Genomic DNA, 14,108 nt, shown 5'->3' with positions numbered 1-14,108 from the left:
CCGACGACGGCCGCGCCGGCCGGCCGTCACCGACGCTGCGCCTTCGCGAGCTCCCGCTCGGCGAGCGGGAGCCACGTGGCCTGATCGGCCGACAGCTTCCGCTGGGCGTCGAGCTCGCGTAGGATCGACACCACGGCGCGGTAGCGCTCGGCCGGCTGGTCGCCGGCGCTGGCGAGCCGCCATTGCAGCACGGCGAGCTCCCACCGCGCCGTCGCATGGCCCGGCTCGGCCGCGACGATCGCCTCGGTGCCGGCGAGCGCCGCGCGCCAGCTCGCCACCGCCTCCGACGACTTCCCGGCGGCAGCCAGTGCGTCGCCGATCTTGCTCTGCGTCACCGCGACCTCGCGGCGCATCGCGAGCCCGGGCTGGGCGGCGGCGAGCCGCTCGCGCACCGCCAGCGCCGTGCGGTAGGCGGCGAGCGCCGGGTCCGCCATCCCCTTCGCCAGCAGCACGTCGCCGATGCGCTCTTGCGACACCGGCAGATCACGCGGCCAGCGCGCGCCGCGCGGGTCATCTCCGGCGAGTGCTTCGCGCAGCACCAGGCTCGCCCGATAGGCGGCGAGCGCGTCGTCATAGGCGCGCTGGCTCTTGAGCACGTCGCCGATGCGCTCGTAGGAGACCGACAGGCCGCGGCGCGCCGCCGCGTCGGCTCGGTCGGCGACCGCGAGCTGCAGCGCGAGGCCGGCCCGATAAGTCCCGAGCGCGTCCTCGGCCGCGCCTTGGGCGAGTTGGATGTCGCCGATCTTGTTGTAGAGGACCGCGAGGCTCTGCTGCCAATCCGGCCCGGCACCGGGATCGACGGCGGCGAGCCGCAGCGACAACGCCGTGCGGAACCCCTTCAGCGCCTCGTCGGGGGCGCCGCGCACGACCAGCACGTCGGCGATGCGCTCGTAGGCGAGCGACAGATCCCGGCGTGCCGCCGGGCTGGTCGGATCGAGCGCCAGCAGCGTCTCGCGGATCGCATGGGCGGCCCGGAAGCTCTTCAGCGCGTCGTCTGCGAGCCCCTTGGCGAGCAGCGCATCCCCGAGTGCGGTCGCGGCGCGCGAGAGATCGCGCTGCCGCTCGGCGCTCGCCGGATCGGTGGCGGCGAGCCGCTCGGCGGCGGCGAAGCCCGCCCGTGCGTTCGTCAGGGCGCGATCGGCGTCGCCCGCGGCAAGGCGCAGCCGCGCCGCGTCGAGCGAGGCGGCGACGATCTCGCGCTGCACCGGCGCGTCCATGCCGGCCGGGAAGACGAGGCCGTCGAGCAGCGCCTCGGCGGACGCGGTGCGGCGGCGCGCCGGATCGGCGACGCCGAGCGCCGCGAGCCGCTGCTCGAAGGCGAGCAGCATCACGGCCCGGCGCAGTTTTTCACGCGGCTCGTCGCCTTTGGCGGCGAGGTCGCCCAGAACCCTCTCGGCCGACTCGGCGAAGGACGCCACGACGCGCGGCGGGACGCCGAGGCGGTCGGCCATGTCGATCATCCGCACGCTCGCGGCCGTGCCGGTCGCGAGCGTCGCGTCGAACAGCGCCGGATCGTTCGGCAGCACGAGCTTCCACGCCGCCACGCCGGCGCCGACGACGAGCGCCAGCACGGCGGCGGTGACGAGCCAGCGGCGCCGCCGCCGGCGGCCGCGCATCGCCCGCTCGGCCGGCCCGCGAAACTCCTCGAAGGACAGCGAGAGCAGCGCCGCGGCGAGCCGGGCGATCACCTCGGCGCGCGGCGCCGCGCCGATTCGGGCGTCGACGACCAGCGGCGCGATCGCGCTCTCGTCCTCGTCGCCGACCGTGCCGTCGACCCGGATGCGTCGCCGCAGCGCGGGTGGGGCGAGGTCGCGGATGTCGGTCTCCAGGACGCCGCCGACGAGCACGGCGATGATGCGGTCGCCGCGCCCGAGGCCCTTGAAGCGTCGCACCGCCTCGTTCACGGCCGGGTCGGCGGCGGCCGCCGGCGAGCACAGCACGACGAGGAAGCGCGCGTCGATCAGGGCCGCGACCATGTCGTCCGGCAACGTCGGCACGGCCGGCTCGGCAGCGGCGGCGCTGGCGGCCGCCGGGGGCGCGGCCTCTGGAGGCTCGGTGGCGGGCGGCGCGGCCGTCTTCTCATCCGGTTTCGCCGCGGTGGTCGTATTCCCGTCGGGCTCGGCCGGCGCAGCGGCCGGTGTGGCCGGGGCGGCGGGCAGCGGAGCGAAAAAGCGCACGAGCGGGCCGATCGTCTTCGGCACCGGCCCGTGCGGCGTGTCGCGGCCGACCAGCGCCCACGGCACCCGCAGGTCCGAAAGGCCGCCTTCGATCGCCTTGCCCCATGCCTCGTCGGCCGGCGCATGCACCAGGAACGCACGGTACTTCGGGTGGACAGCCTGCCCCACGATCCCCTCCCCCGGTGGCTTCGACGACGTCGTCGCCCCCTGCGACACAACCGCCGCCTCGGTTCGGGCGCGACGGTATGGCCATGACTTCGGCCTGCGTATGTCGCTGCCGTGCCCCGCCGGACGCAGGAACGCGCCCGATTCGCGCAATGTCGAATCGGACGCGCCCCGCGCCAGTAAATCAACAGGGGTGGACGGATGTTCGTGACGGTGCGGGCGGTCCCTCCGGGGTGGGTGCCGTCCGGCGGACGGCACGCAAGAGTCGTCACGTCACGTGACGTCACGTGACGTCACGTGACGGCGGCCGGCCGGCCGCCGGTCGCACGATACAGCCTTCAGAGCACGACGACCTTGGTGCCGATCTTCACCCGCTCGTAGAGGTCCATGACGTCCTCGTTGCGCATGCGGATGCAGCCGGACGACACCTGGGTGCCGATCGTCCAGGGCTCGTTGGAGCCGTGGATGCGATAGAGCGTGTCGCCGAGATAGAGGGCGCGGGCGCCGAGCGGATTTTCCGGGCCGCCGGCCATGAAGGTCGGCAGGCCGGGCTGCCGGCGCAGCATCTCCTCGGGCGGCCGCCAATCCGGCCATTCCTTCTTGCCCGTGATGGTGTGGGCGCCCGCCCAGGTGAAGCCCGGGCGGCCGACGCCGACGCCGTAGCGCCGCGCCCGGCCGGGGCCCTCGACCAGGTAGAGATAGAAGTTGCGGGTGTCGACCACGATGGTGCCCGGGGCCTCGCCACCGTCATAGGCGACCACCTGCGGGCGGAAACGCGGATCGACCGCGGTGCGGCTGAACTCGCTCGGGTCGATGCCGGCATAGCGGCCGCCGCCGTACTGGGTCGGATCCTGTGCCTGGACGCCGCGGCCGCGCAGCTCGGACGACTCGCCGCCGCCGAAGATCGCCTCGATGAAGCCGCCGCCGAGCCCACCGCGCCGCACCGGCGCCTGCACGGCGGTCTGCGGCACCATGTAGACGCGTCCGGAGACGGTGTGGGGGCCCGACACATAGGTCTGGGCGAGGGCCGGCGGACCCGACAGCGCGGTCGCGGCCAGGGCGCAAAGGAGAACGCGGGACATGACGGGGCTCTGCACTCGTTACACGATGAACGGTTCGGACACCAAGACGTGGTGCATTTCGAGTAAAAGTCCGAAATGGACACCAAGTCGTAAAAACGAGCCGGCCTGGATTTACTGTAACGGTATGGTCGATCGAATTCGAACGACTATGGTGTCGGAACCGTAAACAGCGGATTGTCGTGGTTAACGAAGCGTCTATTCGAAAAATTCATGGTGAATGCATCGTAAAGGGTGGCGCGGCGGCTTGGTCGGCCGACCTCCGACAGACACGCACACGCCGTCCAGCGCCCGAGAAAACCCGGTGCGCTGCGCGTGAACCGGTCGTTAAAGAATGCTCCGCTAGAACGGTAAAGTACGCCTCGAATTACCGAAGCCTCCATGCAACCGCGCAAGCTCTTCCGCATCGAGCAGGTCCGCCCCGTCGAGGAGATCGCATTGGGTCTCGTCGGGTCTGACGACGCCGTCATGCCCGCCTCGGCGAACGACGCTGACGCCGCGTTGCGCCATCTCGAGGTGATCACCGAGATTCGCGGCGTGCGCGCCCTGATCGAGGGCCGCGCCGCCGAGGCGCAGCAGACGCTGGAGAAGTTCCAGGCGCAGTTCAACGAGTTCCACAAGCTCAAGGCCGAGCTCGACGTGATCAGCAATGCGATCGTCGAGACCAAGCGCGAGCTCGCCACCATCCACGTCACCGGCTTCAACGGTCACGAGATGTCGCGGGTGGCGAACGAGCTCGACGCCGTCGTCGACGACACCGAGCGGGCCACCGAGGCGATCCTGAGCGCCGTCGAGGACATCGACAGCCGCGCCGACACACTCGCCGGCGCGCTCACCGACGAGACCCACAAGGCGACCGCGCGCGAGATCCAGGACTGCGTGATCCGCATCTTCGAGTCCTGCAACTTCCAGGATCTCACCGGCCAGCGGATCAGCAAGGTGGTGGCGGCCCTCAAGTTCATCGAGGAGCACATCCGCCGCATGGAAGAGATCTGGGGCGGTATCGAGTCCTTCGGCGAATACGTGCCCGAGGTGGCGGCCCCCGAAGTGTCCGAGGAGGAGAAGCTCCTCAACGGCCCCAAGCTCGAGGGCGACGCGGGCCACGTCTCCCAGAACGACATCGACGCCCTGTTCGACTGAGTCGGTTCGACCGAGCCTGCTCGGCGCGGCGGGCGCCCGTCGGAGCGCCGCGTCGCCTGCGATCCCAGCGATCTCCCGTGATCTTCCGTCCTCTCTTGCGAGCCGTCGTGCTCGCCGGGCGGTCGCGTTCGTGCTACCCGTGGATGAAAGGATCGGCTTCATAACGATCCATCACACGGGAGGATGTCCATGAACGCTCGCCGGCGTGCGCTCGCCTTTCTGTCTCGCGTCTTGTCGTCTCGCGTCTTGTCGTCTCGAGTCGTCTCGTCTCGAGTCTCGTCGTCTCGTGTTCTGTCGTTCGGCGTCGCCCTTCTCGCATTTGCAGCAATCGTTCCGAACGGTTCCGCCGCGGCGCAGGATTATCCGGCGCGGCCGGTGCGCATGATCGTGCCGTTCGGCGCCGGCGGTCCGGCCGACGTGTTCGCCCGGGTTCTGGCGCAGCATCTCTCCGAGACGACCAGGCAGTCCTTCGTGGTGGAGAACCGGCCCGGCGCCGGCGCCATCATCGGCACCGACATGGTCGCGAAGTCGCCGGCCGACGGCTACACGCTGCTCGTCATGTCGAACACCCACACGACCAACGAGTCGCTGATTCCGAACAAGCCGTTCGAGCTGATGCGCGACTTCGTCGCGGTGGCGCCGATCAACTCGTCCGATCTCTTGATGGTGGTGAACAACGCCGTGCCGGCCAAGACGCTCTCCGAGTTCGTCGCGCTCGCCACGCAGAAGCCCGGCGGCCTGAACTACGCCTCCTCGGGACCGGGCACGCCGTATCACATGGCCGGCGAGCTTTTCAAAGCGATGAGCGGCACCGACATCGTGCATGTGCCGCACAAGGCGTCGGGCGAGGCCCGCAACGCCGTGATGGGCGGCCACGTCCAGATGATGTTCGACGCCATCACGACGATGCGCAGCAACGCCGAGGCCGGCCAGGTGCGCGCGCTCGCCACCACGGGCACGACGCGCTCGGCCCTGATGCCGAACGTGCCGACCGTCGCCGAGGCCGGCGTGCCGGGCTACGAGGCGACGATCTGGCTCGGCGTGATGGCGCCGGCCGGCACGCCCGCAACGATCGTCGATCAGCTCAACGGCGCGATCCGGGCCGTGATCGCCAAGCCCGAGATCCGCGAGGCGTGGAGCCGCCAGGGCGCCGTGCCGATGGACATGGACCCGAAGGTATTCGACGCCTATCTGCGCGCCGACATCGAGAAGTGGGCCAGGATCGTCAAGCTCGCCGGCCTCGGCGCCAAGACGGAGTGATTTCGGCGGACCAACGGAGCCGACGTGATCACGTCGGCTGGTGGTGGCTGCGCGGGTCGCTCTGATCACTGGCGTGATCGTGCGTGGCTACCCCCCTCCCTGTCCCTCCCCCACAAGGGGGGGAGGGAATGCTGGAGGCGCGAACGCAGAGCCAGCGGACCCGCTCTCGCTCGACGGCTCGACTGGAAGCTTGGAGTTAGCCCCAATGTGCTCCCTCCCCCCTTGTGGGGGAGGGATGGGGAGGGGGGGAGCCGAGCCCGATGGAGGTCATGATGCGACGCGGAGCCGAAACACCCCTGATCGCACCGTAACTCTTACCCCACCCGCTTCATCATCGGCGTGTCGGCGCCGGGCGGGAGCCGCTCAGCGATCGCGGCCGGAACGGCGGCGGGCAGCACGGGCACGTAGCCGCGCTCGGCGAAGAAGGCGGCCTCGCCGCCGGCCGCCACCCACAGGGCGCGGCAGCCGAGCGCCACGGTCTCGCCCTCCAGCGCCTCGGCGATGGCGCCGCCGAGGCCGCGATGGCGCAGCACCGGCAAAGTGACGATGCGCAGGAGCCCGTCGTCGCCGTGAACCTCGATGCCGCCGAAGCCGACCGGGACGTCGTTCTCCTCGAAACGCCAGAAGTACCGTCCCGGCGCCGCGACGTCGTCGTGCGGCAGGCCGGCGCCCTTGAGCGCGGTCTTCAGCCCGTCGCGCTCGAACGGAGCGAGCGGCAGCCAGAGGAGCTTGGGATGCCCGGCATTCATGCGGGCCTCGTGGTCATCAAGGGTGGCGGGTCAGCGGGCGGCGGGAGCGGGGCGGGGGGCGCGGGCCGTGGTGCCCTCGGCGCCGCAGCGGACCAGGATCATGGTGCCGTAGCGGCCGGCGACCTCCGGATCGACCCATTTCATGATCAGCACGCGGCCGTCGAACGACACCACCTCGCGGTCGTCGGCGTCGGGGGCGGCCGGGCTCGGGCCGACATAGGTCTTTCCGTCCGGTCCCGCCTTGAGCAGCATGTCCTGCACCTGCGGGCTGTCGTGGCCGAGCATCGACACGCCGGTCGAGGAGCGGTTGATGACGAAGGGCAGCTTGCACTGGCCGCGGGCTGCCGCCTCGGTGCGGGCGCGATCCTCCGGGCGGTGATAGGCGGCCATGCCCCAGCGCCCGACGATCTCGTCCGGCCGGATGCTGGACGGCGGCGCCGCCGCCATCGGGGCAGGGCCCGGTTCCGGCGCCGACCCGCCGCCCGAGAACGACGGCAGCGTGCTCGCGCAGCCCGCGAGCGACGTCAGCGCGGCGGCAGCCGTCAATACGCGCGCGGCGCCCCGGAACGAACCCAGCATGACGATCTCCGACATCGATGCCCCACTCTGATCGGCGGCAGGGTTTCACGCAAGTGTGATTCAAAGGTCCGTCGCCGGCATACCGGCGCACCCGCGCGCGTCGGGCAGGCGGACGAAGGCTCCCACCATGACGGCGGGAGATGGGCGTTTCGATGACGTGGCGCCACGACCCGACGTTCACCGGGCAGGTTGACCGGTCTCGATCGGCGGGCCCGCGGGGCGCGCGCCTTGCCGCGGGTTGTCGGACGGTCGTGCGCCCGCTAAGACACCGGCGTGGGGGCCGTCCGGCCGCTGGGCCAGCCGGTCCAGCCCGATCGCATTAACCGCGCCGGCAGCCGCAACGCCCTGGAACCGGTTTCGTTCCGGACGGCGCCTTGACAGGCGGAAGCCCCCTCCCTATCTCCGGGCCGGCGCTGGCACTCTCGATACCGGAGTGCCAGTCGACAATCCCGAGTTTCTCAACGAAACCCCAGCCACCCCAAGGTGGCGACGAGGATAGACAGTCCATGGCGAAGACCACGTTCCGCCCGCTGCACGATCGCGTCGTCGTGAAGCGCATCGAGGCCGAAGAGAAGACCGCCGGCGGCATCATCATCCCGGACACCGCCAAGGAGAAGCCGAGCCAGGGCGAGATCATCGCCGTCGGCCCGGGCGGCCGCGACGAGGCCGGCAAGCTGGTCCCGCTCGACCTCAAGGTCGGCGACCGCGTCCTGTTCGGCAAGTGGTCGGGCACCGAGGTGAAGCTCGACGGCGAGGATCTCCTGATCATGAAGGAGTCCGACATCATGGGCGTGATCGGCTGATCACCGTGATCGGCTGATCACGACGCCTTCCCGCCGGCCGCGCGGGGCGCGCGAGCGCGCCGCCCCGGGAGGTTCGGCATATTCCGACTGACCCCAATTCGGAGCAATCGACATGGCTGCCAAGGACGTCCGCTTTTCCTCCGACGCGCGCGACAAGATGCTGCGCGGCGTCGACCTGCTCGCCAACGCCGTGAAGGTGACGCTCGGCCCGAAGGGCCGCAACGTCGTCATCGAGAAGAGCTTCGGCGCCCCGCGCATCACCAAGGACGGCGTGACGGTCGCCAAGGAGATCGAGCTCGAGGACAAGTTCGAGAACATGGGCGCCCAGATGGTGCGCGAAGTGGCCTCGAAGACCAACGATCTCGCCGGTGACGGCACCACGACGGCCACGGTTCTCGCCCAGGCGATCGTCCGCGAGGGCGCCAAGTCGGTGGCCGCCGGCATGAACCCGATGGACCTCAAGCGCGGCATCGAGATCGCCGTGCAGGCGGTCGTGAAGGACATCGAGAAGCGCGCCAAGAAGGTCGGCTCGTCGGCCGAGGTCGCGCAGGTCGGCACCATCTCGGCCAACGGCGACAAGGGCGTGGGCGAGATGATCGCCGGCGCCATGCAGAAGGTCGGCAACGAGGGCGTCATCACGGTCGAGGAGGCCAAGGCGCTCGAGACCGAGCTCGAGGTCGTCGAGGGCATGCAGTTCGACCGCGGCTACCTCTCGCCGTACTTCATCACCAACGCCGAGAAGATGACGGCCGATCTCGAGGACGCCTACGTGCTCCTCCACGAGAAGAAGCTGTCGGGCCTGCAGGCCATGCTGCCGGTGCTCGAGGCGGTGGTGCAGTCGGGCAAGCCGCTCGTCATCATCGCCGAGGACGTCGAGGGCGAGGCGCTCGCCACCCTGGTCGTCAACAAGCTGCGCGGCGGCCTCAAGGTCGCGGCCGTGAAGGCGCCGGGCTTCGGTGATCGCCGCAAGGCGATGCTCGAGGACATCGCGATCCTCACCGGCGGCCAGGTGATCTCCGAAGACCTCGGCATCAAGCTCGAGAACGTCACCGTGCAGATGCTCGGTCGGGCCAAGAAGGTTCTGATCGAGAAGGAGAAGACCACGATCGTCGACGGTGCCGGCAAGAAGGCCGACATCGAGGCGCGGGTCGGCCAGATCAAGGCGCAGGTCGAGGAGACCACCTCGGACTACGACCGCGAGAAGCTCCAGGAGCGCCTGGCGAAGCTCGCCGGCGGCGTCGCGGTGATCCGTGTCGGTGGCGCCACCGAGATCGAGGTGAAGGAGAAGAAGGACCGCGTCGAGGACGCCCTCAACGCGACCCGCGCGGCCGTCGAGGAAGGCATCGTCCCGGGCGGCGGCGTCGCGCTGCTGCGCGCCAAGGCCTCGGTCGGCAAGCTGAAGAACGACAATGCCGACGTCCAGGCCGGCATCAACATCGTGCTGAAGGCGCTCGAGGCCCCGATCCGTCAGATCGCGGACAACGCCGGCGTCGAGGGCTCGATCGTGGTCGGCAAGATCCTCGAGAACAAGTCGGAGACCTTCGGCTTCGACGCGCAGACCGAGCAGTATGTCGACATGGTCGAGGCCGGCATCATCGATCCGGCCAAGGTGGTGCGCACCGCGCTGCAGGACGCGGCCTCGGTCGCCGGCCTGCTCGTCACCACCGAGGCGATGGTCGCCGAGCTGCCAAAGGACAAGCCGGCCCCGGCGATGCCGCACGGCGGCGGCATGGGCGGCATGGACTTCTGATCGGCCGCTTCTGATCATCAGACGACGAAGGGCCGCCGAGAGGCGGCCCTTTTTCTATTCGCGCGACGCCGATTGCGGATCGCTGCGGGGCGCTCGTGTCCCGGACGCGCCGCGCCGCGAGTCGGGCCACGCGGAGCCTGGAGCGAATGGCCCCGGGCACGCGCCCCGCATCCTCACCCGAACGGATTCTTGGTCGCGAGCTGGGCGTTCGCCTCGATGGCCGGCGACAGGTCGGACAGCTGCTCCTTCGTGACGCTGCCGGAGACGAGCTTCATCTGCTCGGTCCAGAACCTGCCCTGCGCCATGCAGGAGTCGATGTTGGGCTGGCCGTCGTCGGCGAACCAGGTCCAGCGCGGCGCCGCGGCCTCGATCAAGGGCGGCGGCACCTTGGTGGCGTCGGAGACGATCTTGATCACCTCCGGATCCTTGGCGGCGGCGGCCTTGTTGTAGAGCCGGCCCGCATGGGTGTGCGCCATGGCGAAGCGCACCGCGGCCGACTTGTTGGCCTGCAGGTACTTCTGCGACATCGCCCAGCAGGCGAGCTGGGTGTTCGGCTCGATGTCGTAACCGGAGAAGACCAGCTTGCCGAAGTTGTTCTTCTCGACCAGGAAGCCGAGCGGCACCGGCACGTTGGCGGCGTCGGCCTGGCCGGCGCCGATCGCCTTGACGATGTCCGGATAGGCGAGCCCGCTCGACCAGTCCACGTCGGTGCGCGGATCGAGGCCGGCGCGCTGCACGCCGAGCCCGATCAGATACTGGTCGATGCCGCCCGGCGCCTGGATCGCGACCTTCTTGCCCTTCAGCAGCGCCATCTTGTTCGGCGCCGTCATGCCGGCCTTCACCATGTCGTTCGACGCCGCGATGGTCATCGAGCCGGAGCCGGGCTTCTCGGAGCCGCGGTCGAGGATCAGCTTGAACGGGGCGCCCTTCGACACGGTGTTGAACAGGCCGGCATTGAGCGTCGCGACCGTGGCGTCGAGCTCGCCGGCGATCAGCGCCGGCATCGCCAGCACGCCGTCGGCGAAGTAGCGGATCTCGACGTCGAGGCCGACCTTGTCGAAGAATCCCTTCGCCTGGGCGACGAAGATCGGCCCGGAGGAGATCAGCGGCACGACGCCGATGCGGATCTTCGCCCGCTCCTGCGACCGGGCGACATAAGGCATCGCGATCGTCGCCGCGGCGGCGGCCGCGGCGGTCGTGGACAGAAAGCGTCGGCGATCGAGGGAGCGGGTCATGGGCGCCTCCGGGGGTGGGACAACGGCATCGAGGTGATGCGGGGCGGGAAATGCAAGAGCGATGCCGCGGGGAAACGACGGCGAGGGGGTCGGTTGCCGTATCTGCAGTCTTTGTATGAAGTGTGCACCACGGTCGGCGCGGGCGGCAAGGCCGTCGCGTCCGGCCGCGGCTGCGGCGTTTCGCCCGTCGGCTCGGTCGGGTGACGAGGCGGCCTCCTGCACGGCGACGGGCTCATTCGCCGTGCCCGGCACGCGTCTCGTTCTCGAACGTCGCCAACAGCTTGCGTAGCAGGCGCGCGAGCGTCTCCTGCTCGGCCGCGGTGAGCCGGTCGGCGATGTCGCGCGAGTGCGCCGCATGCGCGGCCATCGCCTTGCCGGCGAGCGTCGCGCCGCGCCGCGTCAACGCGACGCGTGTCGCGCGGCGGTCGTCGGGATCGGGACGCCGCACCGCGAGACCCGCCTTCTCGACGCGGTCGATGCGGTTGGTCATCGCGCCGGACGACAGGAGACAGGCGTCGTAGAGCGCCGTCGGCCGCACGCCGTTCGGCGCGCCGGAGCGTCGGATCGTCACGAGAAGATCGAACACGTCCCAGGTCAGGCCGAACGGCTTCAGCCAGCCGTCGACCGCCTCGCGCAGATGAGCGGAGAGCCGCAGGATGCGACCGAGCGTCGCGAGATAGTGCACGTCGATATCGGGATGCGAGGCGTTCCACTCGGCGATGAAGCGGTCCATCGCGTCGCCGAAGATCGCTGCATCGCGGGACGATCCCGCGGCGCGGGACGAAACTGCATCGGATCGCGGCACCGGCTGCCTCCGCAAATATCTTGACATAAAGATAATCACGTCGGAGGCTTCGACGCAACGGACCAGCCGGCCCGTGGGTCCGGTTCGAGCCTCGAGCCCCGGAGGGGAACGCCATGTCGCCAGCGCAGGCTGCCGCCTCCACGGCCGCGACCTCCGCGCCGCACGCAACCGCGGCGCAAGGGTCGGCGCCGCGAGCGTCCGCGACGACGATCGCGATCGAGGGCATCGGGCTCATCTTTCCGTCGAAGAGCGGCGAGCCGACCGTCGCGCTCGCCGACGTGAGCTGCCGCTTCGCGCCCGGCAAGGTGACGGCGATCATCGGCCCGAGCGGCTGCGGCAAGAGCACGCTCCTGCAGATCGTCCGCGGCTTCCTCGCGCCGACCCGCGGCAAGCTGCGCTTCGTGAGGCTCGGCGGCGACACCGACGCGACCGCGCAAGACGCGGGCACGAGCCCGGACGTCGCGCCGCCCCAGGATGTCGCGCCGCCCCACATGGCGACCGTCTGGCAGGCCTTCAATCTGTTTCCTTGGCGCACCATCGTCGACAACGTCGCGTTCGGCCTCGAGGTCGCCGGCGTGCCGAAGGCCGAGCGCCTCGCCCGGGCCAAGAAGACGCTCGCCGCCGTCGATCTGACGGGGTTCGAGCAGAAATATCCGCGGCAGCTCTCCGGCGGCATGCGCCAGCGCGTCGGCATCGCCCGCGCGCTGGTGATGGAGCCCGAGCTCTTGCTGCTCGACGAGCCGTTCGGCGCGCTCGACGCACAGACGCGGCTGGTGCTGCAGGAGCAGCTCGCGACTCTGGTCGAGCGCAGCGGCACCACGGCGATCCTGGTCACCCACTCGATCGAGGAGGCGATCCTGCTCGCCGACACGATCCTGGTGATGACGGCGCGGCCGGGCCGCATCGCGGCCGAGATCCAGAACGATCTGCCGCGTCCGCGCAGCATGGCGACGACGCACGACCCGCGCTTCTCGGCGCTGTTCGACAGGATCTACGGGCTGCTGCGCCAGGAGGTCATCCGCGCCATGGCGACCGAGGGAGGCGAAGCGTGAGCCCCGACACCACGGCCGGACCGCTGGCGAGCCCGGACACCGCGCCGGCAGAGAGCTCCCGCAGCCTCCTCACCCGCCTCGGCGAGCCGAAGGCGCTGAGCTGGATCGCGGTCGCGGTGGTGATCCTCGCCTGGGAGCTCGCCTGCATCGTCCTGGCGCTCAACCCCATCTACCTGCCGCGGCCGAGCCGCATCGTCGTCGCGCTGCTCGACATGTTCCGCAACGGCGGCCTGACGACCGATCTGATCGCGACGCTGTCGCGCATCTTCGGCGGCTTCTTCATCGCGCTCGCCCTCGGCGTCGCGCTCGGCGTCTGGATGGCCGTGTCGGTGCGGGTGCGGGCGATCGCCGACAATTTCATCGCCGCGCTCTATCCGCTGCCCAAGGTGACGCTGATCCCGCTGCTGATCATCTGGCTCGGCACCGGCGGCCCGTTCATGCTGACGATCAGCATGCTCGGCGCCTTCTTTCCGATCGTGATCAACACCGTGCTGGGCATCAGCCAGTGCGACCAGGGCCTCGTGCTCGCCGCCCGCGATCTCGGCGCGTCGCGTCGCCAGATCATCCGCATGGTGCTCCTGCCGAGCGCCATCCCGTCGATCTTCGCCGGCATAAGGCTCGGGCTCGGCGTGTCGATCATCCTGGTCGTCGCCGCCGAGATGGTGGTCGGCAAGGTCGGGCTCGGCGCGCGCCTCTATCTCGCCGGCCAGGTGCTGGAGACCGAGCAGGTGTTCGCCGTGCTGATCGTGCTCGCCACGCTCGGCATCGTCGTCACCAAGATCCAGGACGCCATCGACGTCCGCCTCGGCCACTGGCGCGTCAACTGATCCCGCTCACGTCCTTCCCGCCGCACCAATATCAACGCACCGGAGACGTCCCATGACCTTCGAGCTGAAGTCGATCCATCCCGATCCGTCGCAGGCGCACAAGATGCCCTATGCGCCGGCCGTCCACATCGTCGGGGCCTGCGACCTGATGTTCATCTCGGGGGCGACCGCCTCGGCCCTCTATCACGACCATCCACATCGCGACGAGGAGCACGTGCATCCGCATGCGATCGAGGAGCAGACCAAGAACGCCATGGAGGCGATCAAGTCGATCCTCGACGAGGTGGGCGCGAGCTGGAAGGACGTCGTCAAGGTGACCAAGTACCTGACCGACATCCGCGACGGCGACGGCATGCACCGCGCCATGCGGCCCTATTTCGGCGACTGGCGTCCTGCCAGCACGATGGTGTGCATCAACCAGCTCTCGTCGCCCGGCGCCCGGGTCGAGCTCGACATGATCGTCGCGCTGCCGAGGAAGGGGTGACGT

At 70.0% G+C, this 14,108-nt stretch carries 13 protein-coding genes; 7 read left to right on the top strand and 6 right to left on the bottom strand.

The features are described 5' to 3' along the window. Positions 1-26: 26 nt before the first annotated feature. Together ACFSOX_RS13825 and ACFSOX_RS13820 are read right to left on the bottom strand one after the other, a co-directional pair. A complete protein-coding gene (locus ACFSOX_RS13825; RefSeq protein ID WP_378478395.1) occupies positions 27-2,345 on the bottom strand; it encodes a tetratricopeptide repeat protein in 2,319 nt (772 codons plus the stop codon). A 335-nt stretch (positions 2,346-2,680) separates the two neighbouring features. Next, positions 2,681-3,424 (bottom strand): L,D-transpeptidase, encoded by a 744-nt coding sequence (locus ACFSOX_RS13820; protein ID WP_378478394.1) that lies wholly within the window; start codon positions 3,422-3,424, stop codon positions 2,681-2,683. A gap of 378 nt (positions 3,425-3,802) precedes the next feature. On the opposite strand from ACFSOX_RS13820, the gene ACFSOX_RS13815 reads away from it, so the two are divergent. After that, positions 3,803-4,561 carry a chemotaxis protein gene (locus ACFSOX_RS13815; RefSeq protein WP_378478393.1) on the top strand — a complete coding sequence of 253 codons (759 nt, stop codon included), beginning with the start codon at positions 3,803-3,805 and terminating at the stop codon, positions 4,559-4,561. A 375-nt stretch (positions 4,562-4,936) separates the two neighbouring features. Further along, on the top strand, positions 4,937-5,821 hold the full coding sequence (locus ACFSOX_RS13810; RefSeq protein ID WP_378478392.1) for a tripartite tricarboxylate transporter substrate binding protein: 885 nt from the start codon (positions 4,937-4,939) through the stop codon (positions 5,819-5,821). Positions 5,822-6,135: 314 nt separating this feature from the next. On the opposite strand, the gene ACFSOX_RS13805 is transcribed toward ACFSOX_RS13810, so the two are convergent. Further along, positions 6,136-6,570: a GNAT family N-acetyltransferase gene (locus tag ACFSOX_RS13805; protein WP_378478391.1), complete on the bottom strand. Its 435-nt coding sequence runs from the start codon at positions 6,568-6,570 to the stop codon at positions 6,136-6,138. A gap of 30 nt (positions 6,571-6,600) precedes the next feature. Continuing rightward, positions 6,601-7,149: a hypothetical protein gene (locus ACFSOX_RS13800; RefSeq protein ID WP_378478390.1), complete on the bottom strand. Its 549-nt coding sequence runs from the start codon at positions 7,147-7,149 to the stop codon at positions 6,601-6,603. Between the two features lie 506 nt (positions 7,150-7,655). Between ACFSOX_RS13800 and groES the strand changes: the two genes are divergently transcribed. Further along, entirely contained in the window at positions 7,656-7,952 is a 297-nt protein-coding gene (groES, locus tag ACFSOX_RS13795; RefSeq protein WP_111357443.1) for a co-chaperone GroES, read from the top strand. Between the two features lie 112 nt (positions 7,953-8,064). After that, entirely contained in the window at positions 8,065-9,702 is a 1,638-nt protein-coding gene (gene groL / locus ACFSOX_RS13790; RefSeq protein WP_378478389.1) for a chaperonin GroEL, read from the top strand. Between the two features lie 173 nt (positions 9,703-9,875). On the opposite strand, the gene ACFSOX_RS13785 is transcribed toward groL, so the two are convergent. Both ACFSOX_RS13785 and ACFSOX_RS13780 read right to left on the bottom strand, forming a co-directional pair. Further along, positions 9,876-10,937 (bottom strand): ABC transporter substrate-binding protein, encoded by a 1,062-nt coding sequence (locus tag ACFSOX_RS13785; protein ID WP_378478388.1) that lies wholly within the window; start codon positions 10,935-10,937, stop codon positions 9,876-9,878. Positions 10,938-11,169: 232 nt separating this feature from the next. Further along, positions 11,170-11,670, bottom strand: a complete 501-nt coding sequence (locus ACFSOX_RS13780) for a MarR family winged helix-turn-helix transcriptional regulator (RefSeq protein ID WP_378478387.1) — start codon at positions 11,668-11,670, stop codon at positions 11,170-11,172. 185 nt (positions 11,671-11,855) lie between these two features. On the opposite strand from ACFSOX_RS13780, the gene ACFSOX_RS13775 reads away from it, so the two are divergent. From ACFSOX_RS13775 to ACFSOX_RS13765, 3 genes are read left to right on the top strand one after another with little or no spacing between them, the layout of a single operon-like run. Continuing rightward, entirely contained in the window at positions 11,856-12,794 is a 939-nt protein-coding gene (locus ACFSOX_RS13775) for an ABC transporter ATP-binding protein (RefSeq protein WP_378478386.1), read from the top strand. After that, on the top strand, positions 12,791-13,621 hold the full coding sequence (locus ACFSOX_RS13770) for an ABC transporter permease (RefSeq protein ID WP_378478385.1): 831 nt from the start codon (positions 12,791-12,793) through the stop codon (positions 13,619-13,621). The genes ACFSOX_RS13775 and ACFSOX_RS13770 overlap by 4 nt, the downstream gene beginning before the upstream one ends. Positions 13,622-13,673: 52 nt before the next feature. After that, positions 13,674-14,105 carry a RidA family protein gene (locus ACFSOX_RS13765; RefSeq protein WP_378478384.1) on the top strand — a complete coding sequence of 144 codons (432 nt, stop codon included), beginning with the start codon at positions 13,674-13,676 and terminating at the stop codon, positions 14,103-14,105. Positions 14,106-14,108: the final 3 nt, after the last annotated feature.

This window comes from Rhodoplanes azumiensis (assembly GCF_042682915.1).
Classification (GTDB): Bacteria; Pseudomonadota; Alphaproteobacteria; order Rhizobiales; family Xanthobacteraceae; genus Rhodoplanes; species Rhodoplanes azumiensis.
This window is presented reverse-complemented; position numbering and strand designations above follow the sequence as displayed.